The sequence below is a fragment of the Bacillus sp. BC08 genome (assembly GCF_054326875.1).
In genome coordinates, this window is the sequence record NZ_JBTGPA010000031.1 from 78,843 (window position 1) to 98,153 (window position 19,311).

A 19,311-nucleotide genomic window follows, 5' to 3' on the forward strand; every position below is an offset into this window, starting at 1 on the left:
ATGTTTTCTGTATCCCCACTTAGTACCAATTGTCTAGATGAAAACGGTGCTAGTTGTAAGCACTCACCAATCATAATTGAATACATTGCATGTTGAAACATTGTAATATCATTCGCATCATTACCGAATGATATATTCTTTTACTTCCACACTCAATTGTTGCAGGCCACTCCACTTATCTATTCCATTTGAACTAATGTCTAGTATTCCTTCATTTCCGTCAGAGTGAACTACAACATTCATATTTACTACAACAACATTTTTAAACCTTCTTCAACTAAAGCGTACTTTAGTTGAAGAAGAAAAGAGACACTTATTCCACAGTTACGCCCGACAATCAAATAATGTACTTGAAGTTAAAGAAACAAAAATTCCCCCCTTGTAATGAATACAGGGGGCTGATCATGCTTATTTGAAGCAATCATTGTGACCATGCAGAATGTAAAATACACTGACAGAAGTTCTTATTTTTATATTCTGGTTGAAAATGTTGAATAATATTTTCATTCATATTGCCAAAAGTAGTTTCAGGCTTATGCTTAAATCCATCATAGAATGCTTTTATAATTTCCTCTTTGAAATTGTTACGAGGAAACGCTTTTATAATTTCTTCACGCAAGTCTTCAGGGAATTGTTCAAAGCCATCTCCCATAACATCTAAACCAACGCCGTGAAACAGCAGTGCTACTTCAGACTGTTTATGTTCTGCTACACCCGCTGTCGTATGTAGTGCAATCGCATCCCATACAAGTTGAATGGTTTCATCTGGAATTTGATACTGCTGAAGGAAACTTCTTGCCGCGTTTGCACTGTCTACCTCAAATCGTAAATCAGCACTACTGTATTTTTTAGTTAAACCTAAATCATGGAATAAAGCACTGACATATAATAACTCCAAATCATAATTCTTCTTCGCTTTTTTTCCGTTTACCGCACCAAATAAAAATACACGATTGGAATGATTCCACAATAGATCATTCCCATGCTCACGTAAAATATCGGTTGCATCTTTCGCTAACCTTGAATCTGGAATTTTGATACCTGCTATTGTTTGTTCCATGATTAAAAACTCCTTTTGCAATAAGCTTTTTATCTTTACAATTTATATTTTTTACATAATCATAAAAAATATTCTAAATGTCGTAATTCAATATCTGCTAGATGGAATGACGAGGGAAATGCTGTATGAGGGATAGGTGGTAATCAATTAAGAAATACAGATTCGTTATCAATAAAGCCTACTTTATCCAAGTTGATTTACAGAATCATCATGTGACTTTGAAATAAAGTTGAATTGTTTATAAAAAATATGCACCCAAATTTCCTATCTCTAATAAAGAAGGGATTTTGGTTTTTCTTTTGGATTAAAAATCTGTTAGGTGATAATAAAGTTATTCTATTAAAGGGCGCGATTGTTAAGCAACATAGATAGGAAGTGACCAAACTTTTTTATAAAAGAATGAACTAACTAACTGAGAATATTAAAGGCGTGTTTTAATCACTCTTTTTTAAGATCGTTTATTAAGGTTATTAGTATCAATTTAATCAACCGTTATTTTTAAAGCGACATCCTTATGAGATTTTGCTTAGCGTACGAAATTCGCGTTTTCTCTATAATTAAGATTTCAATAAATCATCAAGAAACAAACTCAAATAATAACTTATTACTTAAAAACCTTGGGCGTCTCCTATTTCAGGAATTTAATTTCCTCTTAATATAAATATTTTATGCAATCAAAATAATAGATGATATCTATGTTAACTATAGAAACTATAGAATTGATTAATGGATAACCAAGAGTTAAAATGAAGTTGCGTTACAAGATAGCAATACGAAATGATAAGTATCTTTAATAGATAAAAATTTCACGATAAGGGGTATATAAAGTATCTTGTAAAGCGTGGTTTTAGATGTAAGAATATCTGTATATATTTAGGTTAGAATTTAAAGGCGATCATTTTAATCCATTATGCTTTTTCAAAAGAGGACTAGTGTGAAATGAAGTTATTTACTTTTTAATGAATGGCTTTCATTATTCAATGTATATTAATAAAAAGTAATGAAAGCTTGTTTATGGTAAAGGATTATATTATTAATGTTTGCTTTTCATTTTTTAAGGAAGCTGATGTTTTTTAATTTCATCCAAGTATTTGAATGTATTTTAGCTAGTCCGCTATTGGAAAGTAGATTGGAGGAATAATATATGGAAGTTTTTCATTCTGGAGAGCGTACTGTACACAATTTACTAGGTGTACAAAAGATTGCAAGCACTGCAAGTACAATGATTCAACAGACAATGCCGAAGAAGTTCATGAATTTTCTAAATGGACAGAATTCATTCGTGATATCTTCTATGGATCAAAAGGGGAGAGTTTGGAGTTCATTTTTAGCAGGAAACCCTGGTATCATACAAGCTATCGAAGCAGACTTAGTTAAAATCAATACAAAAATAAATGAAGGTGATCCTTTATTTTTTAATATTTTACAACACAAGGAAGTAGGAATTTTAGTAATTGATTTTGCCTCTAGAATAAGAGTACGAATAAATGGTAAGGTTTCGATGATTTATCCAGATGGAAACTTTGAAATCAAAATTGAACAGGTATTCGGTAATTGTCCTAAATATATACAGGCGAGAAGATTCGAATATAAAGCTGTTGAAGAAATTGTAAATAAGAAACTTCATCCGCGTAACACTTTAAATAAAAAGCAACAGAATTGGATTAGTGAATCCGATACTTTTATTATTGCAAGTGCAAGTTCTGAGGGAAAGATGGACATTTCCCACAGGGGTGGGATGCCAGGATTTGTTCATGTCATTAATGAAAAATCAATTATATTTCCAGATTACTCAGGAAACATGTTGTTCAATACTTTAGGAAATATTGTTCAAAATCCCAATGTTGGGTTACTGTTTTTTGATTTTAATACTGGTGGTACATTACAAATCACAGGAGAAGCAAGTATCATTTGGAACATTGATAAAGATATTCTCTCAAAGTTCCCTGGTGCGCAACGTTTAGTACAATTTCAAATAATTGAAGTACTTGAAGCACCTTGTTATGAATCTTATAAATGGGAGTTCTCTAATTATTCTACTTTCAATCCAAAATAGAAAAGGCGGGAAAATAATATGCAAATTAATATCACTGTTACAGAAGCTGCCATTAAACATTTCGAAAGTTTAGAGACTAAATATCCTAACCATTTTCGATTTCTACAATATGAAATGGGAGGCTGCGGGCGTCCATTGGATGGGGTTGTAAGAATACAATTAATTAAATCAGATGTAGGTTTCGAAGAAATTCAAACAAACTGGAAATCGTTTTATATAAACAAAGCCTCATTAGCTTTTCTTGATGATAATTTAACTATTGATTTCTTTGAAGGATTTCAAATTAGAAGCTCTAGTCAAACTTATAGTCACAACATCCCTTTAGAAATTGAAAAATAAGGGTACTCATTGTTAAATAGATAGAAATCTTTAAGTTGAAAGGTGAAATAAATCATATATAGCCAACAAAATTTTTGTAAGGGAAAGGCTATAGGACATTAAATATACCCACTAAGCAAAATTATTATCGAATCTCAAGTAACAAAAGCGTAATTTTCTCTAGTAAATTTAATTAGAGAAAGTTACGTTTTTTTATAAATGAAGGAATAGAACATTTAGGCAATAATACAGTAAAGGGAGAGTATGGAGCAATTATAAGGCTGAAAAATTAAGGATTTCTTATAATATGAATAAAGATATGCAAAGGAATATAATTATTTTTTTAAAAAAGGAGATTATTTTTATATGGAATTAAGACAGTTAGAGTATTTCATGACACTTTATAAAGAACTTCATTTTACAAAAGCAGCAGATAAGCTAGGTATTACGCAACCTACATTAAGCCATCAAATTAAAGCTCTTGAAGACGAAATAGGTATGCCGTTATTTGACCGTATGGGAAAGAAAATAGCCATAACTGACGTTGGTTCTATTTTAGCCAACGAATGTAAAAATATTTTTAATGCATTAGATAATGTAAAAGAACAAATCAGTGAATTAAAGGAGATAAAAGGAGGTAAAATTGCAATTGCCACTTTGCCTGGCGAACTAACAGACTTAGTCTCCACTTTATTATTAGATTTTCATAAAAATTATCCAGAGGTAACAGTAAAAATTATAAGTTCAGATGAAATACTAGAATTAATAAACCAGAATCAGGTTAATTTTGCTGTTACAATTGATTCTTCCGAGTACGTATTCGAAGATGAAAAAATTGTAAAAATACCATTATACACAGAAGAGTTATTTTTAGTGGTATCAAATAACCATTCACTAGTTAATGAACAAGAAATACAATTCTCAGAATTGAGTAAATTACCATTAATCTTGTTCCCAGACAGTCATGAATGCAGAAAGTTATTGAATTATACATGTTTACCACAAAAAATAAACCTGTCTCCAATTATTGAGACTTCTAGTATCGAATCGTTATTTGATCTTGTTAGAAATGGGTTTGGAGTGACAATTGTCTCTAAAACTTTACTTGATATTACTGTAGATAATGATTTAATAGCAATTCCTATAGTAAATCCTACAATTAGTAGGAAAGTTAACCTTATTTTGCGTAGAGATAAATTTATTGGGTTTGGCACTAGAAATTTTATTGAATTACTTACAAATGAAATTACAAAATTAGGGTTCCCTATTTCTGAACAAAGTAAAGAACAGATTAGAAATTTAATTAAATAATGATTGAATTTCGAGTAACTATTAGAGGGGAGATAGAACATATCTATCATAATAATAGAAAAAGTAACATTGCTCTATGTTGTTATAGATATATAATTTAATTAAAGTTTCAATTAGTTTAGATCATCAAAAAAATGTCTTTTTTATCTAAATTTCTTAGAACTTATTTATGAGATGAATATTAATTCATAAGCATTAAATATTTGTGAAGCTTTAATTGACGAACGTATTTTTGGACTTTTATTGAAAGTGGATTACACTATAAAAACTTTAGAGAGTAGATAATTTGAAAGTAGGTAAAAAAATGTGTGGCTATGTAGGATGTTTGTATAATACTGCAAAAAGATATTCAGAAACAGAAAAAATACAATTTGAAAATATGACGAATCTGTTATACCACCGTGGTCCAGATGACCAGGGATATTTTCGTGACGAGCATGTTCAATTTGGGTTTAGACGGTTAAGTATTATTGATTTGGATGCGGGGCATCAACCGCTAGCATATGAAAATGAACGTTATATACTTATGTTCAATGGTGAAATTTATAATTATATAGAATTACGTGAAATGTTAATTAAACAGGGAGCGTGTTTTTCAACTCAGTCAGATACGGAAGTTATTGTTGCCTTATATGCCCAAGTAAAAGAAGAATGTGTAAATTATCTTCGTGGAATGTATACTTTTGTTATTTGGGACCGTCAAGAGAAAAGATTATTTGGTGCTCGCGATCATTTTGGAATTAAACCACTTTACATTGCACAACAGAACGATATAACTTTCTTCGCATCTGAAAAGAAAAGTATCTTACATGTAATGCAAGATAAGGGTGTGAATCCAACTGCTCTCCAACATTATTTTACGTACCAATACGGACCAGAACCAGAAACATTAACAAATGATATTAATAAAATTGAACCTGGTCATTATTTCATAAAAGAAATTGGAAAAGAGCTAGAGGTTTATCGCTACTGGAAACCATATTTCAATGCTTCAGATAAAACAAAAGAGGAACACATTCGAGCAATTCGTGATGTATTATATGACTCAGTAAAAGTACATATGCGCAGTGATGTTCCAGTAGGTGCATTCTTATCTGGCGGGATTGACTCATCTATTATTGCTTCTATTGCAAAAGAAATAAATCCCAATCTCCTAACATTCTCTGTTGGTTTTGAGCACCGTGGATTTAGCGAAATAGATGTAGCGAAAGAAACTGCTGAGAAATTAGGAGTAAAAAACTATAGTGTGTTGGTAACACCGCAAGAATTTATGAATGAATTCCCAAAAATCATGTGGCACATGGATGATCCATTAGCAGATCCAGCAGCAGTACCATTGTACTTTGTTGCAAAAGAAGCACGTAAACATGTAACAGTTGTTCTGTCTGGTGAAGGTTCAGACGAGCTATTTGGCGGATATAATATTTATCGTGAGCCAAACTCTTTAAAAATGTTCTCATACATTCCTACTTCCGGGAGAACGGTTTTAAAAGCTTTAAGTGGAGTGCTTAAAGAAGGGTTTAAAGGGAAAAGCTTTCTAGAGCGTGGATGTACACCAATTGAAGAACGTTATTATGGTAATGCAAAGATCTTCCGTGAAGAAGAGAAAATGAAGTTAATAAAGTCTTACAATCAAAGTGTTAACTACAAGGATGTAACCAAACCACTGTATAATGAAATTCAGGATTATGATGATGTAAGTAAAATGCAATACATTGATACGTACACATGGTTACGTGGAGATATTTTATTAAAAGCGGATAAAATGTCTACAGCTCACTCACTAGAATTACGTGTTCCATTTCTAGATAAAGAAGTCTTTGATGTCGCTTCTAAAATCCCAACAGAATTAAAAATTGCCAATAGAACTACAAAGGCTATTTTACGTGAAGCCGTACGTGGTATCGTTCCAGATCATGTACTAGATCGTAAGAAACTCGGTTTTCCAGTGCCAATCCGTCATTGGTTAAAAGATGAAATGTATGACTGGGCTCTGAATATTATTAAAGAGAGTAAAACTGAACATTTAATTGATAAACAATATGTATTAAACTTACTGGAGGCACATTGCGCAGATAAAGGTGATTATAGTCGTAAAATTTGGACAGTACTAGCCTTTATGGTATGGCACCAAATTTATATAGAACATAAATATGATACGAATTTATTTAGTGAAGAGTGTCGAGTATATAACTTAGTTTAAAATTACATGTCCATCAATTTGTGAATTATATAACGCCTCAAAATAAAAATGTCCATTTTATTTGAAGGGATAGTATCAACAAAATGCGAATTTCGTACGCTAAGCAATTTTTCACATAGAAAAGGCCGATTCCCTGTACGCTAAGGGAATTGGCCTTTTTTATCAGTGTAAGAAACATTCAACTGATCATTACATATCGTCATTAAAATACGAACGTATATACTTCAATAACAGCTAACCAAATGATAGGAAAACCACTGTAGTATATTTAACCGTTTGCTAGTATGCCAGAGCAGTTCGTCTGTATTAAAGAAATGATACAGGAGCAAACAAAAGTCCCGCGTCCAATCTTAACGTAAGATGAAAAAGAAAGGATTGAAAATAAGCTGTTAACTTCATATTTAGGTGAGGAAGAGGTTTTACTTACATATTATAAAAATGGCTAACTATATAAAAATTACATAACAGTAGCTGATATAAATCCGTTAAATGAGACGATTACTTGTACGTATCTTTTCATAATCAAATAATATTAAAGTTTGGTGATGTAATTGAGATTGAGTAAAGTATGTTTCTAGGTAACAGGCTCATCTTTAAGCTTATTGCCTAGAACGATTCGTTCATCTACCAATCGTTTTGGTGGGGAAATATGGAATGTTATGCATTTGTATGTTCTTAGAGAAAAGTTAATAATCTTATTTTTAACGAATGTACCGAAATGAATTTTTTCCTTAAGCGTGTGAAAAGCGATAGCCCCACTGAGCATTATTTAAGCTGCATAGTATTAGCTACTTATTATTTTGAGTTTAGGTGTATATCTTTTAAGAGGATATACCAAGTTCTTTTATTTAGATAATTACTTGAAACTTGAATGGGAAAAACATGATCAAGCCCCCATTCTAATTCGTTTATTTCATTTTCAAGTCCTGTTGGATAGAGGAAAAGGATCTTAAAATTATTTTTAACAATATTGGATAAAACGGTTTGTAATTCTAGCGCTTCAGTCAAGTTTCCGCCCCATCTAACAAATAAAATAGATTGTGAAGTATGCATTTTTTTGTAAAGATTATCAATTCTTCGATCTAATTTTTGTTTAAAATCATGGTATGTGATGAACCAATCTTCATTTGGAATAACAGGGAAATCATGATAAGATGTCACATTATATTTTGTGTCTTTTATAATATGAGAAAAAACAGGTTGTATCACGCCATCATTAAACACAACATTTTGATCCGGCATTGCGTGCATGTTTTTTAACTCCATAAAGTCTATAAAATTATTTTTCAATAATTCGTTGATAGACGAAAGATTCGGTGATACAAACCAATCTAGAGGACCTGAATATTTCCGCAACTTATATTTTTTTAGATGAATAGCAGTATAACAATTTTCCCCTAAACTAATAACATCATCATAAATTCCTTGAAGCTTTTTCATTTCCAATTCAATCATCCTTTTTTAGAAAAATTAGAAGGTGTATATAAATTCTAAAAAGCGTTATTATGACACAGAACATGCTTTTGAAAAATAGGAGAACTGATTCATTATAAATAATATATGTATGTATAAAAACTCCTGTGAAAAGGCTCACAGGAGGATAAAATAAAGCATATTTCGGGTTATTTACCATTTGTTGAAGCAAGAATTGTAAGTGATAATGAATGGCGTTTCTATATATAAAGGGGAATACAGAAATACATTAAAGTTAGTTGGGAGTAAATTATAGTTTAAAATTGAGCGAAAATAAGATGGCCCAGTTGCTGTTCTTCAACTGGGCCATCTTATTAATCTCTTCCTAACTTAATTATATCATGTAAATCAAGTTCGAAATAGACTGTTTATTCGTATTTACTCCTGCTACAATCAAGAACACATGCATAGTAAGGAGAGATGTTACATGAGTTCTTTCGTTCTCGATTTTCAGGAAATAGAAAAAACGCAGCTTTCATTCGTCGGTGGAAAAGGTTTGAATTTAGGGGAGTTAACAAACATTCAAGGGATACAAGTACCTGAAGGTTTTTGTGTGACAACGGTAGGCTATAAAAAGGCTATCGAGCAAAATGAAGAGCTTCAAACTTTGTTGCAGCAGCTAACAAAGTTAAAAATGGAAGAGCGAGCTCAAATTGGTGAAATGAGTAAGAAGATTAGGGAAGTCATTATGGCAGTAGAAATCCCTTCTGATGTAGTGGAAGCGGTAGCTCATTATCTCTCACGTTTTGGAAATGAACATGCGTATGCCGTGCGCTCTAGTGCTACGGCTGAAGATTTACCGTATGCTTCGTTTGCTGGTCAACAAGATACGTATTTAAATATTATTGGAGAAAAAGCGATTTTACAGCATGTAAGAAAGTGCTGGGCGTCTTTATTTACAGAGCGAGCAGTTACGTACCGCATGCAAAATGATTTTGAACATAATCAAGTTTCTATATGTGTTGTCGTTCAAAAAATGGTTTTCCCTGAGGCTTCGGGCATATTATTTACGGCTGATCCGGTTACTTCTAACCGAAAGGTGTTATCAATTGATGCAAGTTTTGGACTTGGTGAGGCATTAGTATCAGGACTGGTCTCTGCTGATAATTATAAAGTAAAAGAAGGCGAAATTACCGAAACGATGATAGCGACTAAAAAAATAGCTATTTATGCTGTAAAAGAGGGCGGAACAGAGACGAAACAGATTGATCTAGCTCAGCAAAAACTTCAAGCATTGTCTGAACAACAAATTTTACAACTAGCAAGTATCGGAAGACAGATTGAAGCTTATTTTGGTTGTCCGCAAGATATTGAATGGTGTTTAGTGGATGAGACATTTTATATTGTCCAAAGTCGCCCAATTACGACCTTATATCCAATACCAGAAGTAAATGATGGGGGAAATCATGTGTATGTATCGGTTGGTCACCAGCAAATGATGACCGATCCTTTGAAGCCATTAGGAATGTCTATATTCCAGTTAACATCTTTTGGACAGAGGTTTCAAGCTGGAGGAAGGTTGTTTGTTGATGTTGCACAAAGATTGGCTTCGCCTACTAGTAGAGAACTTTTATTAAATATGATAGGGAATTCGGAACCGCTTATAAAAGATGCATTAACGACTGTAGTAGAGCGAGATGATTTTATTACATTGTTACCAGATGATGAAAAAGAAAAGAGTGTTGGTAAAAGTGGATCACCTGCAAGTGCGCAACCACAAATAGAAAACAATCCAGCAATCGTTACGGATTTAATAAAAATGAATCAAGTATCAATCGAAGAATTAAAACGAAACATGCAAACGAAATCAGGGGTGGATGTACTTGATTTTATTTTGGAAGATATTCAGCAATTGAAGAAAATATTATTTCATCCGCAAAGTATGGCTGTCATTATGGCAGGTATGGATGCTTCAACATGGATCAATGAAAAAATGGAGCAATGGCTAGGCGAAAAGAATGCAGCAGACACGCTTTCTCAATCGGTACAAAATAATATTACGTCTGAAATGGGGCTAGCATTAATGGATGTTGCTGATGTGATTCGGCCATATCCAGAAGTTATTACGTATTTACAACATGTAGAAAACGATAACTTTTTAGATGAATTAGTTCAGTTTAAAGGCGGGGAGAAAGCTCGAGATGCCATCTCTGCTTTTTTAAATAAATATGGAATGAGATGCAGCGGAGAAATTGACATTACGAAAACGCGCTGGAGTGAAAAGCCAACAACTATTATCCCGATGATTGTAAATAATATAAGAGACTTCCAAGCGGGTGCAAGTAAACGGAAGTTTGAAGAAGGGCTGCAAGAAGCTTTGGAAAAAGAAGAAGAGTTAGTAAATCGATTGCAGCACTTACCGGATGGAAAACAAAAAGTAGAAGAGACAAAGCGAATGATTCGTAATATCCGTAATTGTATCGGCTATCGTGAATATCCAAAATACGGTATGATTAATCGTTATTTTATATATAAGCAGGCATTATTGAAAGAAGCTGAGCAACTTGTGCAGAGCGGTGTCATTCATGAAGTTGATGATATATACTATTTAACTTTTGAAGAGCTTCACGAAGTTGTTCGCACGAATAAACTAGATTACGAGCTTATTCATAAACAAAAAAATGAGTACAAATTATATGAAAAACTAACGCCGCCGCGAGTTATGACGTCTGATGGAGAAATCATTACAGGTAAATATAAACGAGAAAACCTCCCAGCTGATGCGATTGTAGGTTTGCCTGTTTCTTCTGGAGTAGTTGAGGGGAGAGCACGCGTTATTTTAAATATGGAAGAAGCGAATTTAGAAGAGGGAGATATATTAGTTACTGCTTTTACTGACCCGGGCTGGACACCGTTATTTGTGTCTATAAAAGGGTTAGTTACCGAAGTTGGCGGACTTATGACGCACGGAGCAGTGATTGCACGTGAATATGGATTACCAGCAGTCGTTGGAGTAGAGAATGCTACAAAACTAATAAAAGACGGACAACGAATTCGGGTACATGGAACAGAAGGATATATTGAAGTGTTGTAATGAAATAAAAGATCATCCGCTATTATAGTGGATGATCTTTTGTTATATAGCTGGCTTATTTCTTCAAACCAGCCGCATAAAAAGGTCCATGAACTGCGATTGTAGATAAAATACGAGCAATTTCCTCAGGTGTTTCTTTTTGCCCGTTATTTAACCATTCCTGAATAACACCAATATGAGCAGATGCCATATAAGAAGCTAAGTATTGGCTTGGAACAAGTAAATTCTCCTTATTAATGAGCGCACCATTCGTATCTTCAAATATTGTTTTCCACATAAAGTCCTTCAGTTTTGTTTGGAAAGATAAATCTCCTTTTGGACTTAATACAGCTTTCATAAAATCACTATTTTCATTTAAAAATTCAAGAATAGAAGTGATAAGTATAAACGGCATTGTTGGGGAAGGATTTGACCCAAGATCAGCAATAACTTCAGGCAATCTCTGTTTGGCAATGCTAGAAAATTTATACATAATTTCCTCTTGGCATTTCGTCATTAAATCAAATTTATCTTGATAATGCGCATAGAAAGTACCGCGATTAATGTTTGCTTTCATTGTAATATCTTTCACTGTAATGGCGTCAAAACCTTTTTCTTCAATTAGTTCCACCAATGCATTTCGTATGGCAGTTTTCGTACGAATAACGCGTAAATCTAAATTACTATCACGCAAAGTATGCCCCTCCTTCATTTTAGCCAACACATTTCAAAGATGTGTCTTATAACCGACACATTCACGATTTTTGATTATTGTATAAGGTCCAACTCGAACATATAATTCAAATATAAATAAACAACACGTTGTTGGTTATTATAAATCAAATGATAGGAGGAGAAAAGAAAATGTTTAAAAATAAACTTTTATTATTATCACCGGTTATTGCACTACTTGTAGTTTTTATTTTTTCATTAACATTATTTCCAACTGTTCAACCACAGCCGAAAAACTTGCCAATTGCAATCGTAAATGAGGATCAAGGAGTAGAAATTCCGAATCAACCGAAAATGAACATGGGGCAAACGATTGTTGATAATATGAAAAAGACATCAAAATCAGATGAAGAACCTGCGGTGAAGTGGGTAGAAGTGAAAAATAAGGAAGCGGTTCAAGAAGGCTTAAATAATCAAGAGTATTACGCAGCATTAGTTATTCCGAAAGACTTTAGTACAAAGCAGGCATCACTACGAACACCACAGCCATCTTCGTCAAAGGTGGAAATATTCATAAATCAAGGAATGAATACAGCGGCATCAACTATGGCTGGGCAAATGTTACATGGGGTAGTTGATAATATGAACAATACTGTTCGTACACAACTATTAGAAGGATTGAAAGTAAAAGGAGCTACATTAACAGCAGATCAAGTTTCAAATGTAGTCACACCTATTGCAAAGAAAGTGACAAATGTGAATGAAATCGGCAAAAATAGTGCGAACGGTAACTCGCCAATGTCTTTATTCCAGCCGTTATGGATTGCAAGTTTAGCGAGCGCAGCAATTATTTTTATTGCGATAAGTAAAATGCCAGTAGGTACAAGAAAAGAAAACTTTGTATTAAAACTAAAGCAAATTATAACTGGAGCAGTGGCGACAATTGTCATTGGGTTTGGTCTTACATGGATCGCAGATGGCATGGTAGGTTTAAATATTTCGAATTTCACGGATACGGCGCTGTTTTTATCTATTACGTCCTTTAGTTTCTTCTTAATGATATCGGCAGTACTTTCATTAGTTGGACTAAAAGGAATTGGTGTATTCGCTCTTTTACTATTCTTCGGGGCACCGTTATTATCATTAGCACCTGAAATGTTATCGTCATTTTATCAAGACTGGGTATACGCATGGTTGCCAATGCGATTTATGATTGAAGGACTTAGAGAAATATTCTTCTTCGGAAAAGGGTTAAGCTGGAGTACACCTCTTACTGTACTCGTTTGGATTGGTGCAGTAAGTATGGTGATTATTTTAGCGACTGCTTTCAAACGTAGTGTAGTAAAGGAACATAAAACAGAATTAAACACTTAGAAAAAAGAACGTTTCACTCGTAGTGAAGCGTTCTTTTTGTGATGAAATAATTATTAGTCTATAGGGAAATGAAGAGTTCAGATTTGTGGTTCTTTTTGTATACATGCTCCTGCTCTTTCAAATTGCATAAAATGTTATGCGGAATAATGGAGGGGATACGATGTATAATTCGAATTATTATGATTCGTATAGGCAAAATGATAAGCTGATTCGTGATATTGAGAAAGCAATTAACGGAGAGTTTAGTGCTATAAATTGCTATGCGAAATTAGCTAATATGGCTCCAAATGCGGCGGAACGAAATCAAATTCTTGAAATTCGTAACGATGAAATAAAGCATTTCCATCAGTTTGTACAAATCTATACAAATGTAACAGGTCAGCAGCCAAAACCACAAATTACGGAAGAATGTCCAAATACGTACTTACAAGGATTAGAATTCGCTATACAAGATGAACAGAAGACAGTAGATTTTTACTTGGAAATTTCAGATGAAACATCGGATGCGCAATTAAAAGAGTTGTTGCGCAGAATAGCTGCGGATGAACAAAATCATGCGGTGTGGTTTTTATATTACTTTGTGAAGACGAAGTAAATGCCTAGGGGATTAAGACCGTTTCACTAGTAGTGGAGCGGTTTTTTTTGTGGAATACAAGCTGTAAAATAGATATCTTGAAGTGTTAGTGATTAATTTTGGTATATAATGTATAAAAAGAAAATGAATAAAGGGAGAAGTAAGCATATGAAAGGGGAACAGCAATATGGAGAGAAACACAGTTAAAGAATATACAATTCGAACTGCTATTGAAGAGGAAAGTGATAGCATAATCACTCTATTAAAAGAAGTAGCAGAGTGGTTACAACATAAAGAAGTTGATCAGTGGCAATATTTGCTAGGTGGAGAAGCTACGGCTGAAATACTAGAAGGTATAAGAGAGAAATATACATATGTAGTTACGAAAGAAAGTGAAATTGTCGGTACGGTTACAGTATCTCCTAAACAAAATGAATGGGATGAGCGTATTTTTGGTAAGGAGGAAGTTTCAGATTCTTTATATATTCATAGATTTGCAGTGAAACGAAAGTATAAAGGGAATGGAATTGGAGAGTGGATTTTACAATGGATAGACGAGAATGTGCACTGTGACAAAGAGTTTTTGAAACTAGATTGTGTTGGGCATAATCGTACGTTGAATGACTTTTATAAGAGTAATGGTTTTGATTATATTGGAAGTACGGAGGTACTTAGTAAGTTTCAAAAGAAAAGGGGAAAATAAATGATTCACATACATACAGATTTAGCTAAAAGGTTAATAGGGGAACAGTTTCCTGAATGGGCACATTTAGACGTGAAGCCTGTAAAGTTTAGTGGACATGATAATAGAACGTTTCACCTAGGGGATGAGATGAGTGTAAGATTGCCAAGTGACGCGGCATATGCACCGCAAGTAGAGAAAGAAAATAAGTGGCTACCTATATTAAGTAAGGGGCTTTCTTTACCGATTTCTGCACCAGTTGCGAAAGGAAATCCATCTGAAGAGTATCCATTGCCTTGGTCTATTAATAAGTGGATAGAAGGAGATACTGTTACGAAACAAAATGTTCGTGACCTAAATGAATTTGCGGCGGACTTAGGTTCATTTTTAGTGGAATTGCAAGCCATTGATGCGAGTAACGGCCCCATAGCTGGAGCGCATAATTTTTACCGAGGCGGGCTTATATCTATATATGATGAAGAGGCAAGAGGTGCGATCGAAAATAATAAGGATGTTTTTGATGAAACCGTATTAAAGCATCTTTGGGATTTAGCCCTTCAGTCAACGTGGGAGCGTAAACCAGTTTGGGTTCATGGGGATGTTGCACCTGGAAACTTACTCGTTAAGGACGGAAAGCTTTGCGCCGTAATTGATTTTGGTATTTTAGGAGTAGGCGATCCGGCTTGTGATGCAGCGATGGCATGGACATTTTTTGATAAGAATAGCAGAAACGTATTTAAAGAAATATTGCGCATAGATGAAGAAACGTGGAATAGGGCGAGAGGATGGGCACTTTGGAAAGCGTTGATTACATATGATGCGAATAAGACTAGTAATAAAATAGTGGCAGAAGAATCGCATCGTGTTATTCAAGTAATTGTGGATGATTATGGGAAGTAATAGAATTATTTATTACAAAAGTGTTCATTTCTGTAAATATGCACTGTTTTTTAGAGAGGGAGATGTTTGCAGCTTTATGCTATTTATTTTGGGAGCATTTTTAATAGAATTTGCTTGCTAGTATGTGCTTAATTTTCTCTAGAGGTGATTTTAAATTTATATTATTTGATTAAAAGGTTGAATAGAGGAGAAAATAAATCTTTAGCAATAGAACCAATCCATAAGAGTGTATTGATTTTATCTATTCCGTTGTACAAACCCTAGTTCTTTAGCGAAGTTTTCCAGAAATGAAAGAGTAAGATCTTCATATAATTCTTCAGCAAATAATTGGAATTCACTATAAATCAAAAGATTCATAAAAAAGCGTTATTCTTTCTAAACAAGCTAGATTAGAAAGAATAACGCTTTTTTATACCAGAGGATAGTGAAAACTTCGTGTTTTTCTTACAAATATCGTGAATTTATTTAGAATTCGCAGTTTTCTTTTATTTTCGCAAGGACTGAATTGGATATATATGCTAATATGAGAAAGGAATTGTAAAGGAACCTGGAAAAATGGAGGGAATTATGAAAACTTTCATATATATGGTGAGACATGGGGATTCTCCGAAATCTGGAAAAGAAAAAACAAGAGGATTAACTGAAAAAGGAAAGTTAGATGTGCAACGAATAACAGATGTATTACAAGGTGAGGGAATTGACATTGTTATCTCAAGTCCATACAATCGTTCAATTCTAACTGTTCAGCAGTTAGCGAAGCAAATAGGACAAGAAGTTTTAGTATTTGAAGACTTAAAAGAGAGAATTTTTATTGCTGAAGAGGAACGAATGTCAGATAAAGAATTATTCCCTTTGATAACAAAGTCATTTTTAGAACCCGATTTTGCTTTAACGGGGGGAGAGTCTAATGTCGACTGTCAGAAACGTGCTATAAAAGTCTTAAAAGAATTATTAAACACCTATCGAGGACAGAAAGTAGTATTGGGAACCCATGGAGCTGTTATGACTTTGATGATGGGCTATTATGATAGTAAGTATGGTCTGAATTTTTTACTACAGACATCAAAACCAGATATATACAGAATGGAATTTAATGGACAGGAATTGGTGGAGATTAAAAGATTGTGGGAAATTGAATAAATTGACTTTATTCATCCATAGCTTTTCCTAGTGACGTGTATTATAAATAATAGGGTTACTGCGGTAATTTTATTCTTATGGCACTAACGAGGGATTGAGTTCAACAATCTAAAAAATTCGCGTTTTGTTCTTGCTACCCCGAGATGAAATGGGAGGGAATGTTTTTGGGCAGGATACTTTTTAAATTAATCCTATTTTTGTTCTTATGTGGTACTGTTGTTTTTTCTATATTTCAGATTATTTTTGTTTGTAGTGTTTCGACAGGATTAGGGAGGGATGATATAGTCGGATTTTCTGATAATAAGTATGTAATTGGTCGTCCACCTGTTAGCTATAATTTATATAAAAAAGATAGTGGGGAAACTATATTAGATAATGTTGTTGGTTATAAAAAGGGAAAAACTAAAAGCTATGTTCGAAATGAAATTGAATTTGCAGTGATAAATGAGATAAAGGGTAGCTATGAACTGTATAAAATAGAAAATGCTTCAGAAAAGGATATAGAACGGCTGAAAGAAATGAAGAAATTAGAATAAAAGAGACTATCTGAAAGGCGAAAATGTACGCTTGTTATTGCTAAATCTAAAAATGTTTTAGACTGGTAACTGAGTCTTATTTCATGAAAAGAGTCATTATTAAAGTAAAGTATTAGGGGTTCAGTCAAATGTCTATCAAACTAACAAATAAAAATACCGTTTTTTTACACTTAACGGTAATTAATATTTTTAAGTTGATGGGCATGGGGCGTCAATTGAATCGACTATTAATTATTTTGTAATGCTATTAATGAATATAAATACCTATATTTTTAATAATGCTTAATTGTTTTACATGAAAAAACTCCTTCGTTGAATTTATATAATAAGTATATAAATTCAACGAAGGAGTTTTGATATTGTTATATTTGGCTTCTTTATAATTAAATATTCAAAATGAATAGAAGGAATCTAACATAATTATACAGAACATTTAGACAATAGAGAGGTGTCGAATTTTGAGTGAAATTGAATTAAAAAGGAATGTAATTAAGAATGGGAGTGAGAAGAGGGTTATTCTCCGGTTTATACTCGCTAGTCTAGTTGGGGTGTTTATGTTTTTCGTACCAGTTACGATAAACGGTGCTTCGTCCATTATGATTGATCATATCGTATCATGGATCAGGACTTCGGTTCCGAGCGTCGTACCTTATTATGCACTACTCGTTATGTTAATGGGTGCGATTTATCCGTTTTATACGAAAAAATGGAATGCATCTATCGTAGACATTTGTTTTTCGATTTTAAAAGTAGTTGGCGTTGTCTTTGGTTTATTATATTGCTTGAAAGTAGGGCCAGCTTGGTTCTTTGCACCAGATGTAGGGCCGTTTTTGTATGAAAAACTAGTCATATCGGTAAGTTTACTCGTGCCAATTGGTTCGGCTTTTTTAGCGTTATTAGTCGGGTACGGATTACTTGAATTTATCGGTACGTTTTGCCGTCCTATTATGAGACCGTTATGGAATACACCAGGACGGTCAGCAATCGATGCGGTTGCTTCTTTTGTGGGGAGTTATTCGTTAGCTTTATTAATTACAAATCGCGTATATAAAGAAGGAAAGTATACGACAAAAGAAGCAGCGATCATCGCTACAGGCTTTTCTACAGTATCCGCAACATTTATGATCATCATCGCAAAAACATTAGACATTATGCATTTATGGAATATTTATTTTTGGACTACTCTCGTTGTAACATTCATCGTAACTGCTATCACCGTAAGAATCTCGCCTCTTAGTAGAAAACCAGATACATATGTAACAGAAAAAGGATTCCCAGAGCCTGTTTATAAAGAGAAAATGTTAGAACGTGCTTGGGAAGACGCGCTAGAAGTATCGAAATCTGCACCGGGTATTATGAAAAATATCGCATTGAATTTAAAAGATGGTTTTATTATGACGATGGGAATTTTGCCATCTATTATGTCAGTAGGATTAATTGGTATCGTCTTAGCGAAATTCACACCAATATTTGATTGGATCAGTTATATTTTCTATCCGTTTACATGGCTATTACAATTACCAGAAGCAGAACTAGCTGCTAAAGCGGCATCCGTTGGTATCGCAGAAATGTTTTTACCTTCTCTTTTAGTTGTAAGTGCACCACTTGTGACAAAGTTTGTCATTGCGGTTGTTTCGGTATCATCTATATTGTTCTTCTCAGCTTCCATTCCTTGTATTTTATCTACAGACATTCCGTTAAAAGTATCGGAACTTATTATTCTCTATGTACAAAGAACGATTTTAACGTTACTTATTATTACGCCGATTGCTTATTTGTTGCTTTAAAATTTTTGAAAAGATAAAGCTATAACAAAAGAAGCCTTCTGTAAAAGGAAGGCTTCTTTTGATTAAAAGCGAGGTATTCCCATATCACTATCAAGCTAAGAAAATCAAATATCCAAAAACATGAAAATGTACTATTTTCTGTTTTTAGGATGCTTTTATTTATTTTTTGAATATGACGTCATGCTTCTTAAGAAAATTCCTAGTCCTGCAAA

The 19,311-nt window shown here is 33.5% G+C and carries 15 protein-coding genes and 1 pseudogene; 13 read left to right on the top strand and 3 right to left on the bottom strand.

From position 1 onward, the window contains the following. Window positions 1–421 precede the first annotated feature (421 nt). A complete protein-coding gene (locus tag ACXVYO_RS11005) occupies window positions 422–1,060 on the bottom strand; it encodes an HD domain-containing protein (protein ID WP_458467009.1) in 639 nt (212 codons plus the stop codon). Between the two features lie 1,144 nt (window positions 1,061–2,204). On the opposite strand from ACXVYO_RS11005, the gene ACXVYO_RS11010 reads away from it, so the two are divergent. The 5 genes and pseudogenes from ACXVYO_RS11010 to ACXVYO_RS11030 all read left to right on the top strand — a co-directional run bounded on the left by ACXVYO_RS11010 (window position 2,205) and on the right by ACXVYO_RS11030 (window position 7,513). Then, entirely contained in the window at window positions 2,205–3,116 is a 912-nt protein-coding gene (locus ACXVYO_RS11010) for a pyridoxamine 5'-phosphate oxidase family protein (RefSeq protein WP_458467010.1), read from the top strand. Between the two features lie 18 nt (window positions 3,117–3,134). After that, a complete protein-coding gene (locus ACXVYO_RS11015; RefSeq protein ID WP_001166648.1) occupies window positions 3,135–3,455 on the top strand; it encodes an iron-sulfur cluster biosynthesis family protein in 321 nt (106 codons plus the stop codon). A gap of 345 nt (window positions 3,456–3,800) precedes the next feature. Further along, on the top strand, window positions 3,801–4,745 hold the full coding sequence (locus ACXVYO_RS11020; RefSeq protein WP_458467011.1) for a LysR family transcriptional regulator: 945 nt from the start codon (window positions 3,801–3,803) through the stop codon (window positions 4,743–4,745). Window positions 4,746–5,049: 304 nt separating this feature from the next. Further along, the gene (gene asnB, locus ACXVYO_RS11025) at window positions 5,050–6,948 is read left to right on the top strand and encodes an asparagine synthase (glutamine-hydrolyzing) (RefSeq protein ID WP_458467780.1); all 1,899 of its coding nucleotides are present in this window, start codon (window positions 5,050–5,052) and stop codon (window positions 6,946–6,948) included. Between the two features lie 284 nt (window positions 6,949–7,232). Next, window positions 7,233–7,513, top strand: a pseudogene (locus ACXVYO_RS11030) (YolD-like family protein). Between the two features lie 230 nt (window positions 7,514–7,743). Here the strand turns inward: ACXVYO_RS11030 and ACXVYO_RS11035 are convergent. After that, window positions 7,744–8,403 (bottom strand): DUF1796 family putative cysteine peptidase, encoded by a 660-nt coding sequence (locus ACXVYO_RS11035; RefSeq protein ID WP_458467012.1) that lies wholly within the window; start codon window positions 8,401–8,403, stop codon window positions 7,744–7,746. A 445-nt stretch (window positions 8,404–8,848) separates the two neighbouring features. Here ACXVYO_RS11035 and ppsA point away from each other — a divergent pair, with 445 nt between their 5' ends. Beyond that, window positions 8,849–11,455, top strand: a complete 2,607-nt coding sequence (gene ppsA / locus ACXVYO_RS11040; protein WP_458467013.1) for a phosphoenolpyruvate synthase — start codon at window positions 8,849–8,851, stop codon at window positions 11,453–11,455. 55 nt (window positions 11,456–11,510) lie between these two features. Here the strand turns inward: ppsA and ACXVYO_RS11045 are convergent, their stop codons facing one another. After that, on the bottom strand, window positions 11,511–12,128 hold the full coding sequence (locus tag ACXVYO_RS11045) for a TetR/AcrR family transcriptional regulator (protein WP_458467014.1): 618 nt from the start codon (window positions 12,126–12,128) through the stop codon (window positions 11,511–11,513). Window positions 12,129–12,298: 170 nt separating this feature from the next. On the opposite strand from ACXVYO_RS11045, the gene ACXVYO_RS11050 reads away from it, so the two are divergent. From ACXVYO_RS11050 to ACXVYO_RS11080, 7 genes are all read left to right on the top strand, one after another. Continuing rightward, window positions 12,299–13,480: a YhgE/Pip domain-containing protein gene (locus ACXVYO_RS11050; RefSeq protein WP_458467015.1), complete on the top strand. Its 1,182-nt coding sequence runs from the start codon at window positions 12,299–12,301 to the stop codon at window positions 13,478–13,480. Between the two features lie 160 nt (window positions 13,481–13,640). After that, a complete protein-coding gene (locus tag ACXVYO_RS11055) occupies window positions 13,641–14,075 on the top strand; it encodes a ferritin-like domain-containing protein (protein WP_458467016.1) in 435 nt (144 codons plus the stop codon). Window positions 14,076–14,241: 166 nt separating this feature from the next. Further along, window positions 14,242–14,757, top strand: a complete 516-nt coding sequence (locus tag ACXVYO_RS11060; protein WP_458467017.1) for a GNAT family N-acetyltransferase — start codon at window positions 14,242–14,244, stop codon at window positions 14,755–14,757. Next, window positions 14,758–15,636, top strand: coding sequence for an aminoglycoside phosphotransferase family protein (locus ACXVYO_RS11065; RefSeq protein WP_458467018.1), 879 nt, complete (start codon window positions 14,758–14,760; stop codon window positions 15,634–15,636). A 567-nt stretch (window positions 15,637–16,203) separates the two neighbouring features. Further along, window positions 16,204–16,776, top strand: coding sequence for a histidine phosphatase family protein (locus ACXVYO_RS11070; protein ID WP_283793193.1), 573 nt, complete (start codon window positions 16,204–16,206; stop codon window positions 16,774–16,776). A 143-nt stretch (window positions 16,777–16,919) separates the two neighbouring features. Then, on the top strand, window positions 16,920–17,312 hold the full coding sequence (locus tag ACXVYO_RS11075) for a hypothetical protein (RefSeq protein WP_458467019.1): 393 nt from the start codon (window positions 16,920–16,922) through the stop codon (window positions 17,310–17,312). Window positions 17,313–17,770: 458 nt separating this feature from the next. Next, the gene (locus ACXVYO_RS11080) at window positions 17,771–19,099 is read left to right on the top strand and encodes a YjiH family protein (protein WP_458467020.1); all 1,329 of its coding nucleotides are present in this window, start codon (window positions 17,771–17,773) and stop codon (window positions 19,097–19,099) included. Window positions 19,100–19,311: the final 212 nt, after the last annotated feature.